The following is a 9,475-nucleotide window of genomic DNA, read 5'->3' as shown; positions in this document are numbered from 1 at the left end:
CCTTCCGTATTCGCCATATTTGTACGGTATTTTCGCTTTTTACTCTAATTTTAGCCCCCTACCAGAATTTACTTTTGCAAAGCGGAAAGTTTTTTGGCTGAACTGGAACTTACTTTTTCAATTCACCGATTTTGAGATTAGTACTGAAGACATGGAACTGTTAAAGAATTTTAAGAAAATTAAAAGCTATGGTGACAGTGGAGTTTTCCCTGTTTATGGTGGAAAGATGTAAGAAAAATATGTTCGATACTCTTTGGTGTTGGTGATGGAATAAGAATTCCGTCATCAGCACCATTTAAAAAAAAATAGAGACATGACGTCCATTTTCACGTAGAATAAAAAGTAAGTTTACACCTTTTTGGAGCAGGAAAAACCAAGAAATGCGAGGTTATGCAACAATGATAAAAATACTATTCATCTGCCACGGCAACATTTGCCGAAGCACAATGGCGCAGAGCGTGATGCAGTATCTGGTGAATCGACAGGGAAGTTCCGCCGCGTTTCAGATTGATTCCGCGGCCACCAGCCGGGAGGAAATCGGCAATCCGGTACATCCGGGAACGGTGGGAAAACTTCAGAAGGAGAATATTCCGGTCATACCGCACCGGGCGGTACAGATGAAGGCGTCGGACTACGAGGAATACGATTATCTGATCGGCATGGATTCCGCCAACCTGCGAAACATGAGGCGCATTGTCGGCGGCGATCCGGAGAAAAAAATGTTTCTTTTATTGGAGTTTGCCGGTGAAAAGGGCGATATCGCCGATCCGTGGTATACCGGGAATTTTGAAGATACGTATCGGGATGTGCGCCGGGGGTGCGAAGGACTCTTGGAACATCTCCTGAAGGAAGAGGAGGTTTGAAATGAGCTGCACGACTATTGAACTGAAGCGAAAAGCAGTCACCGGACTGGAAGAAATCGGAAAGAAGATACAGGTTTCCAAGACGCTGATGCGGATGGGATTTGAGGTCACCGACGGAGAAGACAGTTCTGTGTACTAGGAGCAAGCGATGAAAAAGAGTGCTTCGTGCACTCTTTTTCTTTAACCAAATTTCGATAATTAGTCACATCTTACACAAATTAGTTGACTCTAACCTCTAAGCGTGCTATCCTTTAGTTAACCGAGCCTAACCGATGCGCATCCAACCTCATCTACTCGGTGAACGTTATCATCTTGAAAGTTATTTTTACAAGGAGGAAAGCATAATTGAAGAAAAAAAGGGATCAATTGACCGCGTTCTTGTTGTCGGCGCTACTGCTGATTACGGGAAGTGCGGTGGGGACGACGTCCGCGTGGGCGGATGAAAAATCTCCGCCGTCAAGCATTGCCCGGTGCGAACAAGCCGGCATCAGCAAGGGATTCGCCATTACTTTTAACGCAGAGGATGAGAGTTGGTTCAACGCCATTTCGTCCGTAAAGGTTTCCGGCACGGGGTACAAGAAGGTGACCAGCTCCTGGGATTTCGATGACCGGGGAGAGAACTATCGGGTGCTGCCGACGGATAAGCAGGTTTTGATTGGGGAAGCATTTTCCGACACCACGGCAACCTGCGTCATTTCGGCCAACGGGTACAGCGACCTGAAGCTGACCTTGAACAAATCCAAGCACACCGCGTCGATTGCCGAAGACGAGACAGAGAAGACATATAAGGTTACTGCGGAGGCAGCAGAAAACGGTACGGTGAGCGTGGACAAAACCACGGCGAAAGAAGGCGAAACGGTGACCATTACAACAAATCCGGCGAACGGATACGTGCTGAAGTCCCTTTCGGCAGCGGACAGCAACGGAAAGGCGATTACCGTCACCAATTCAACGTTCCAAATGCCGGCATCCGATGTGACGGTAAGTGCGGCATTTGAAAAGAAGCCGGAGGAGGGTGAAAAGGAAATCGACCCGAAGAGCATTTCCGTGAAGGTGGATTCCTTCAATGGCTTGTGGCAGTTATCTTTCGGGGATTCGAAGTATCCGGATGCCATTACGAAGGTTTCCGTCAACGGAACAGATTGGGAAGCCTATAGCTTTACGCCGTCCACGGGTGGAAAATATCGCGTTCGAGACGGTGCATTGGAATTTGCGCAGAAGAGCTACAGCCAGACCGCGGCGCTGAAGAGCGGCGACGTGATTTCCATCACGGCGAAAGAGTACAAAAACTTGACCTTTAAGGTTTCCATCGATAACGGCAAGCTTACCGTTTCTCAGGGGACCAATCCGGGCGATGACATGCAGCTGCACGTTCGACTGGTGGGCAGCTTTGAATCCGCTTTGGTGAACCAGAAGGGGTACGATGCCATCAGCGGCGCATCCACCAACGTTACCCAGAACAAGAACAGCAATGCCAGCGTTGAGGTTGCACTTGTAAAAACAGGTACGAATCCGGCGGACAGCGACTGGAAGCTCCTGAGCGAAAGTGACATCCGCGTACAATCCAAAGGGTCTTCCGTCAATATCGTAAATCATGACGATCCTGCGAAAGGAAATGATTCCGGAATGGCCGGCGTCTATTCCGTTCACGACGGTTCCGTCACACTGGCCGGCACGCCTGCAAAGGCCGGAACTTACGATATCAGCGTGACCATCACCGATGAACTGGGGCGGAAAGCCACCGGCAACGCACTGACCTTCCGTATATTCAGCGGAGAGGAGATGCTGGAAAATCAGCTGGTGCTCGCGAACTGCACCAAGACGTCCGACGGAAAATATATGTACGACATGGAGCCGTGGGCCATCAAGAACTTCACTTTGGATCCGAACAATGAAACCGTTGTGGTTCCGGAAGATTTGAAAGCGTGGTACGGATCTCATACCAGCGGTACATACGGAAAACTGGGATATGCTATTCCGGAAGGCACCATGCAGACCCAGACGCTTATTTTGCCGAAGGGCTGCAACCTGACGCTGGTGAATATGGACATTCTTAGCAGCGTGAAAATCCTTGTGCAGGATGGGGCTAAGCTGACCTTACGGGATTCCGTGGTGCAAGGGGCGGTAGAGGTGGAGAACGGCGGAACATTCTCCATGAATTACAACGATTACGGCGGCGGAGAGTTCCTGAACGGCGCATCCATCAACGGAAAGCTGATTCTAAAGGATGAATCCACGCTGGAAAATGCAAAGATCTATTCCAACACCAACAACATCGCCAACGGCTCGGAAGCTCGTCGCAACACGGATCCGGTGGTTGTGGTGAACGGAAATGTTACATTGAAAGGAAAGGTGTTCCTGCGAGGCGATGAAGCGCCGACCGGTACAGACCCGGCGACGGGAAAGAGTTATACCGGTCAGACCGGAATGCAGGTGAACGGAACGCTGAATCTGGATAAAGATGCCGTACTTGCGGTCTACGGAGGCGGAAAGGATGCCACCACTTCCAATGGCGGTTCGGCAATTATTTTGAACGGCGGCACGATCACCGGAGAAGGAAAGCTGATCGCCGTTGGCGGAGACGGCCATTTCGGCGAAGGCGGAAATGCGGTGAGCGGAAACGGTACGATTTCCGTGACCGATGCGTACCTGGAAGGTGGTGCTTCGGTTTCCAAATCCGGAACTCCGGGAAAAGCCTTGGGCGACGGGATCAAGCTGGCCGGTACCACGAATCGAAATTTGATTGACGGTTCCATCGGAAGCGGAATCGATTACGATAACGACACCTACTGGAGGGATATTCTCAGCGTGCCGAATCTGGATCTTTATCCGGTGGAAAAAAATGCACCGGGAGAGCAGCCGGGCGGTGATACAGAAAATCCGGAAAAGCCGGGAAATGGCACCGATAAACCGGAGAAACCATCCACGCCGGCAAAACCATCCGATAGCGGTTCTGCCACACCAAAGCCGCAAGGCCCGGTAAACCCGGGAGACAACGGTTCTTCCGGCACCGGCAACCACAAGAACAAAAACAAGAACAGCAAGCAGTCCTCTGTGGAGACAGGGGATGAGTCCCACACCATTCTGTGGGCGACCGTCATGCTGGCTGCACTGGCAGGAGTGGGTACCATTACTCTGCGCCGCAGACAGAAAAAGCAGCGACCATCGCACTGAGGTGATGGCGCTGCTTTTTTCGTAAGCTATTGAATCATCTTTAAGAAGAATTCGTGAATCCGAGTATCCTCCGTCATTTCCGGATGGAAGGACAGGCCCAGCTGGTTGCCGTACCGTACGGCGACTATGTGGTCGTCCACGGTGGCCAGAACTTCTACATCGGAATCGTCCACGGATTCGATGTACGGCGCTCGAATGAATACCATCGGAAATTCGCCGATGCCCTTGACCGGCTGATCCGTGATGAAGCTGCCCAGCTGTCTTCCGTATGCGTTTCGCCGAACCGTAACGGGAAGGGTGGCCAGATGGGTTACCGGATCGTTGTAAAGGGTCTGCGCCAGAAGAATCATTCCCGCGCAGGTGGCCAATACCGGAAGTCCTTCTCGGATACAGGTCTGAATTTTCCCGAACATATCCAGCTTGTGGAGTAGCTTTCCCTGAACCGTACTTTCGCCCCCCGGAAGAACAATTCCCTGAATACCTTCCAGGTCGGCTTTCTGTCGAATCTCCACGCACTCGGCGCCCAGAGATTCCAGCATTTTGCGGTGTTCGATGAAAGCACCCTGTACTGCAAGTACACCGATTTTCATCCTATTTACCTCTCTCTTCCATGATGATGGCAATTTCACTTGGGTTGATGCCGACCATCGCTTCGCCAAGATCTTCGGAAAGCTCTGCAATCAGTTTCGCGTCGGTGTAGTTGGTCACCGCCTGAACGATAGCGGAAGCTCTTTTTGCCGGGTTGCCGGACTTGAAAATGCCGGAACCAACGAATACGCCTTCCGCACCCAGCTGCATCATCAGGGCTGCGTCTGCCGGAGTCGCCACACCGCCGGCTGCAAAATTCACTACCGGAAGCTTGCCGTTGTCGTGTACGTATTTTACCAGCTCGTAAGGAACCTGAAGCTGCTTTGCTTCTTCAAAGAGCTCGTCTTCCCGCATGGAAACCACTTTGCGGATTTCCGCATTCATCTTTCTCATATGACGAACGGCCTGAACCACGTCGCCGGTTCCCGGTTCACCCTTGGTACGAATCATGGAAGCACCTTCATTGATTCTTCTCAGGGCCTCGCCCAGATCTCTTGCGCCGCATACGAACGGAACCTTGAAATCTCTCTTGTTGATGTGGTAAATATCATCGGCAGGGGACAGCACTTCCGACTCATCGATGTAGTCGATTTCGATGGCTTCCAGAAGCTGCGCCTCTACAAAATGACCGATTCTGCACTTCGCCATAACCGGAATGCTGACCGCTTCCTGAATGCCCTTGATCATCTTCGGATCGCTCATTCTGGATACACCGCCGGCTGCACGAATATCTGCCGGAATCCTCTCCAGCGCCATTACCGCACACGCACCCGCGTCCTCTGCGATCTTTGCCTGTTCCGGTGTTGTAACGTCCATGATGACTCCGCCCTTCAGCATCTGAGCCAAACCCTTGTTCAGTTCATACTGTTTATTATCCATTGTTAAATGTACCTCCTTGAATTTAATTGGTTATAATAGTACAATCAAACTGGTAATAAATAAATAATCAAAACATTTATATTTTTCATTCCAGATAGGGGAGGAGCGATGCTGACCTACGTCTTTGAGCATAACGGAAAACCGCTGTACGAGCAGGTGTACGACAACATAAAGGAGGACATTGTGGCCGGAAGACTGCGTCCCGGGGAGAAACTCCCGTCGAAACGTTCTTTTGCCGGTAACAACGGGATTAGTACCATAACGATTCAGAATGCATATGACCAGTTGATCGGCGAGGGTTACATTTACTCCATCCCGAAGAAAGGCTATTACGTCTCCGACATCTTGGAGATGAACCGCATTCCCCGGGAAAGCCGGGTTTCCTATGATATCGAGATTCCCAAAGACCGGGAGTCCTACGATGTGGACCTGTCCAGCAACGCGGTGAATCCCGATACATTTCCTTTTTCGATATGGGCCCGAATGTCCCGAGAGACCATCTCTTCCCAAAAAAAAGAATTGATGGAGGTTTCGCCTACCGGGGGAATCCGGGCATTGCGTTCGGCCATCGCGGACTATCTCCGTTCCTTTCGGGGGATGTTGGTGGATCCGGATCAGATTGTCATCGGTGCCGGAACGGAGTACCTGTACAGCCTGCTGATACAGCTGATTGGCAGCGACCGAGAGTACTGTATCGAGAACCCGGGATACAAAATCCTGGCGAACATCTACCGGCAGCACCGCATTGACTGCAAGTACATTCCTATGGATGAGTATGGCATTCGCATACCGGAGCTGCACCAGTCCGGAGCGGACATCGTCCATATCAGCCCGAACCATCATTTTCCCAGTGGCATCACCATGCCGGCCAGCCGGCGATACGAGGTGCTGGCCTGGGCCAATGAAAAACCGGGAAGGTACATCATCGAGGACGATTACGACAGCGAATTCCGGCCCAACGGAAAACCGCTGCCCACGCTGTTCAGCATCGATGCCTGCGAACGGGTCATCTACATGAATACGTTTTCCAAGTCCCTGACGCCTACCATCCGAATCAGCTACATGATTCTTCCGGTACATCTGGCCAACCGATTCTACAGCCAGCTGTCCTTCTACGCTTGTACGGTATCGACCTTTGAGCAGTATACGCTGGCGGCGTTTATCCGAAACGGATACTTTGAGAAGCACATCAACCGGATGCGGTTGTATTACAGTCGGCAGCGGAAGCGGCTGATCGAGTCCATCGAGAAAAGCCCGATTCGGGAGCATTGCCGGATTATCGAGAACCAGTCCGGACTTCATTTTCGGATTCGATTGGATACGGAGCTTTCCGATGAGGCGGTGAGTCGGGCACTGGCGGAGAAGGGGATTAAAATCCAGGCCATCTCGGAATACTATCTCACGGATGAAAAGCCGGACGCCCATGATTTTATCATCAACTATTCCGATGTGGACGTGAAGGCCATGCCGGCGGTGTGGGAGACGATGAACCTGATTTTGGGCGGCGAGAATAAATAGAGAAAAAAGATTGGAGGAATATTATGCCTGAATTTAAAGTGCATTCCGATTTCGACCTTACCGGGGATCAGCCCCAGGCGGTGGATCATATTGTGGACAGCATTCTGGCCGGGAATCGGCACCAGACCCTGATGGGAGTCACCGGTTCCGGAAAGACGTTCACCATGGCGAAGATCATCGAGAAGATTCAGAAGCCAACGCTGATTATTTCTCACAACAAAACCCTGGCGGCGCAGCTCCACGGCGAGATGAAGGAGTTTTTTCCGGAGAATGCGGTGGAATATTTTGTTTCCTACTACGATTACTATCAGCCGGAGGCGTACGTGCCGTCCACGGATACCTATATCGAGAAGGATGCGGATATCAACGACGAAATCGATAAGCTTCGGCACTCCGCTACGGCGGCCCTGCTGGAGCGACCGGATACCATTGTGGTGGCCAGCGTGTCCTGCATCTACGGCTTGGGAAGCCCGAATTCCTACCGGAATCAGCTGCTGTCCCTGCGGCCGGGTATGGAGATGGATCGGACGGACATGATTCGGAAACTGGTGGATATGCAGTACAACCGAAACGATATGGATTTTCACCGAGGCACCTTCCGAGCCCGGGGAGACATTATCGATATCTATCCAGCCGGCGGCGAAGAGGCGGTCCGGGTGGAGATGTTCGGCGATGAAATCGATTCCATTAAGGAGATGAACCCGGTGACCGGGGAGATTACCGGCGTGCGGAACCACATTTCCATTTTCCCGGCGTCGCATTACGTCACCAACGGGGATGACATGAAGCTGGTGGCCAAATCCATCAAAGCGGAGCTGAAAGAGCGGCTGCAATGGTTCCGGGATAACGGAAAACTGCTGGAGGCGCAGCGCTTGGAGCAGCGCACCAACTACGATATCGAGATGATGATGGAAATCGGCACCTGCAAAGGAATCGAAAATTACTCCCGCCACCTGAATTTCCTAGAGCCGGGGGAGCGGCCGTATACCTTGCTGGACTATTTTCCGGAGGGGGATTTTCTCACCATTATCGACGAGTCTCACGCCATGCTGCCTCAGCTTCGGGCCATGTACAACGGCGACCGGGCCCGGAAACAATCTCTGGTGGAGTACGGTTTCCGGCTGCCGTCTGCGCTGGACAACCGGCCGCTGAAGTTCGAGGAATTTGAGAAGATGGTGGACCAGACGGTATACGTCAGTGCTACTCCGGCCCGGTTCGAGCTGGAGCATTCCGGCGGCGTAACGGCAGAGCAGGTGATTCGTCCGACGGGACTTCTGGATCCGGAAATCGACGTGCGGCCGACGGAAGGGCAGATTGACGACCTTCTGAGCGAAATCTACAAAACCACGGATGCCGGGGAGCGGGTGCTGATCACCACCTTGACCAAGCGGATGGCCGAGGATCTGTCCAAGTACCTGGAGAATCAAGGCATTCGGGTGCGGTACCTCCACTCCGACATCGATAACTTCGAGCGACTGGAAATCATCCGGGATCTGCGCCTGGGTAAATTCGATGTTCTGGTAGGCATCAACCTCCTCCGTGAAGGATTGGATCTTCCGGAGGTTTCATTGGTGGCCATCCTGGATGCGGACAAAGAGGGATTCCTCCGTACGGAAACCTCCCTAATGCAGACAGTGGGCCGTGCCGCCCGGAATTCCCACGGCCGGGTCATCATGTATGCAGATCGAATTTCCAAAGCCATGCGGTATACCATCGACGAATCCAAACGCCGTCGGGAGATTCAGAGTGCGTACAACGAGGAACACGGCATCGTGCCGAAGACCATCGTAAAACCAATTCGCGACATTGCTACAGCGACCGAGGCATACAACCCGGAAAACGAGTTCAAGAATCCGAAGGAGATGACGGCCAAGGAGCTGAAGGAAACCATCAAGAAGATGGAAAAAGAAATGAAGCAGGCCGCAAAGGACCTGCAATTCGAGCGGGCAGCGGAGTTGCGAGATCTGCTGTTTGAACTGCGAAGCAGCAAGCGGGTATAATGAAAAAAGCATGGCTTCCATTTGATATGTACCCAGAATTCTGGACACATTCATTAGCGAATTAAACGGAACACATGGATGCTATCCTGTATTTAACAGGTGGCATCCATTTTGTTTTGCGCTGAATTCTTTCATTGTTGTAGTAGCGTATATATTCATCAACTGCATTTGAGAAGATCTCAAATGAGTCATAGTCTTTTTCGCAACCATAATACATCTCATTCTTCATTCGACCGAAAAATGTCTCCATAATACAGTTATCTATGCAATTGCCGCGGCGCGACATCGATTGAATGATGCCTCTGTTCTTTAACTCCTGACGATAGCCTGAATTGAAAAAGTAAGTTCTGCTTTTGTTATGGCAGCACTGGATTTTAAATTTGCAAATCCAGACAAGAAGTTACTTTTGCAAAACAGTTGCGCTGTCTTTTTCATTTGATGGAAGTGGATAGT

At 51.4% G+C, this 9,475-nt stretch carries 8 protein-coding genes and 1 pseudogene; 6 read left to right on the top strand and 3 right to left on the bottom strand.

Features of this window, described 5'->3' with window-relative positions:
* The 4 genes and pseudogenes from FYJ65_RS09710 to FYJ65_RS09245 all read left to right on the top strand — a co-directional run.
* Positions 1 to 232 (top strand): annotated as a pseudogene (locus FYJ65_RS09710) (hypothetical protein); the annotation flags it as partial.
* Positions 233 to 398: 166 nt separating this feature from the next.
* Positions 399 to 863 (top strand): low molecular weight protein-tyrosine-phosphatase, encoded by a 465-nt coding sequence (locus FYJ65_RS09255; RefSeq protein ID WP_154555041.1) that lies wholly within the window; start codon positions 399 to 401, stop codon positions 861 to 863.
* Between the two features lies 1 nt (position 864).
* Positions 865 to 1,002 carry a hypothetical protein gene (locus tag FYJ65_RS09250; protein ID WP_154555040.1) on the top strand — a complete coding sequence of 46 codons (138 nt, stop codon included), beginning with the start codon at positions 865 to 867 and terminating at the stop codon, positions 1,000 to 1,002.
* A 206-nt stretch (positions 1,003 to 1,208) separates the two neighbouring features.
* Positions 1,209 to 4,037: a hemoblobin-interacting domain-containing protein gene (locus FYJ65_RS09245; protein WP_154555039.1), complete on the top strand. Its 2,829-nt coding sequence runs from the start codon at positions 1,209 to 1,211 to the stop codon at positions 4,035 to 4,037.
* A 26-nt stretch (positions 4,038 to 4,063) separates the two neighbouring features.
* On the opposite strand, the gene pdxT is transcribed toward FYJ65_RS09245, so the two are convergent.
* Positions 4,064 to 4,627, bottom strand: a complete 564-nt coding sequence (gene pdxT, locus FYJ65_RS09240; RefSeq protein WP_154555038.1) for a pyridoxal 5'-phosphate synthase glutaminase subunit PdxT — start codon at positions 4,625 to 4,627, stop codon at positions 4,064 to 4,066.
* Position 4,628: 1 nt separating this feature from the next.
* Positions 4,629 to 5,504, bottom strand: a complete 876-nt coding sequence (gene pdxS / locus FYJ65_RS09235; RefSeq protein ID WP_154555037.1) for a pyridoxal 5'-phosphate synthase lyase subunit PdxS — start codon at positions 5,502 to 5,504, stop codon at positions 4,629 to 4,631.
* A 108-nt stretch (positions 5,505 to 5,612) separates the two neighbouring features.
* On the opposite strand from pdxS, the gene pdxR reads away from it, so the two are divergent.
* Together pdxR and uvrB are read left to right on the top strand one after the other, a co-directional pair.
* The gene (pdxR, locus tag FYJ65_RS09230) at positions 5,613 to 7,022 is read left to right on the top strand and encodes a MocR-like pyridoxine biosynthesis transcription factor PdxR (protein WP_154555036.1); all 1,410 of its coding nucleotides are present in this window, start codon (positions 5,613 to 5,615) and stop codon (positions 7,020 to 7,022) included.
* Between the two features lie 23 nt (positions 7,023 to 7,045).
* Complete coding sequence (gene uvrB / locus FYJ65_RS09225; RefSeq protein ID WP_154555035.1) at positions 7,046 to 9,022, top strand: excinuclease ABC subunit UvrB; 1,977 nt, start codon at positions 7,046 to 7,048, stop codon at positions 9,020 to 9,022.
* Positions 9,023 to 9,083: 61 nt separating this feature from the next.
* On the opposite strand, the gene FYJ65_RS10020 is transcribed toward uvrB, so the two are convergent.
* Positions 9,084 to 9,317, bottom strand: coding sequence for an IS3 family transposase (locus FYJ65_RS10020; RefSeq protein ID WP_416388866.1), 234 nt, complete (start codon positions 9,315 to 9,317; stop codon positions 9,084 to 9,086).
* Positions 9,318 to 9,475: the final 158 nt, after the last annotated feature.

It is taken from the genome of Mogibacterium kristiansenii (assembly GCF_009695905.1).
Taxonomy (GTDB): domain Bacteria; phylum Bacillota; class Clostridia; order Peptostreptococcales; family Anaerovoracaceae; genus Mogibacterium_A; species Mogibacterium_A kristiansenii.
The sequence above is the reverse complement of the archived record's forward strand: the minus strand, read 5'-3'. Positions and strand labels throughout refer to the sequence as shown.

Coding starts and splice junctions, on each gene's coding strand:
- FYJ65_RS09255 (WP_154555041.1), top strand. CDS start 399: ATGATAAAAATACTATTCATCTGCCACGGCAACATTTGCCGAAGCACA.
- FYJ65_RS09250 (WP_154555040.1), top strand. CDS start 865: ATGAGCTGCACGACTATTGAACTGAAGCGAAAAGCAGTCACCGGACTG.
- pdxT (WP_154555038.1), bottom strand. CDS start 4,627: ATGAAAATCGGTGTACTTGCAGTACAGGGTGCTTTCATCGAACACCGC.
- pdxS (WP_154555037.1), bottom strand. CDS start 5,504: ATGGATAATAAACAGTATGAACTGAACAAGGGTTTGGCTCAGATGCTG.
- pdxR (WP_154555036.1), top strand. CDS start 5,613: ATGCTGACCTACGTCTTTGAGCATAACGGAAAACCGCTGTACGAGCAG.
- uvrB (WP_154555035.1), top strand. CDS start 7,046: ATGCCTGAATTTAAAGTGCATTCCGATTTCGACCTTACCGGGGATCAG.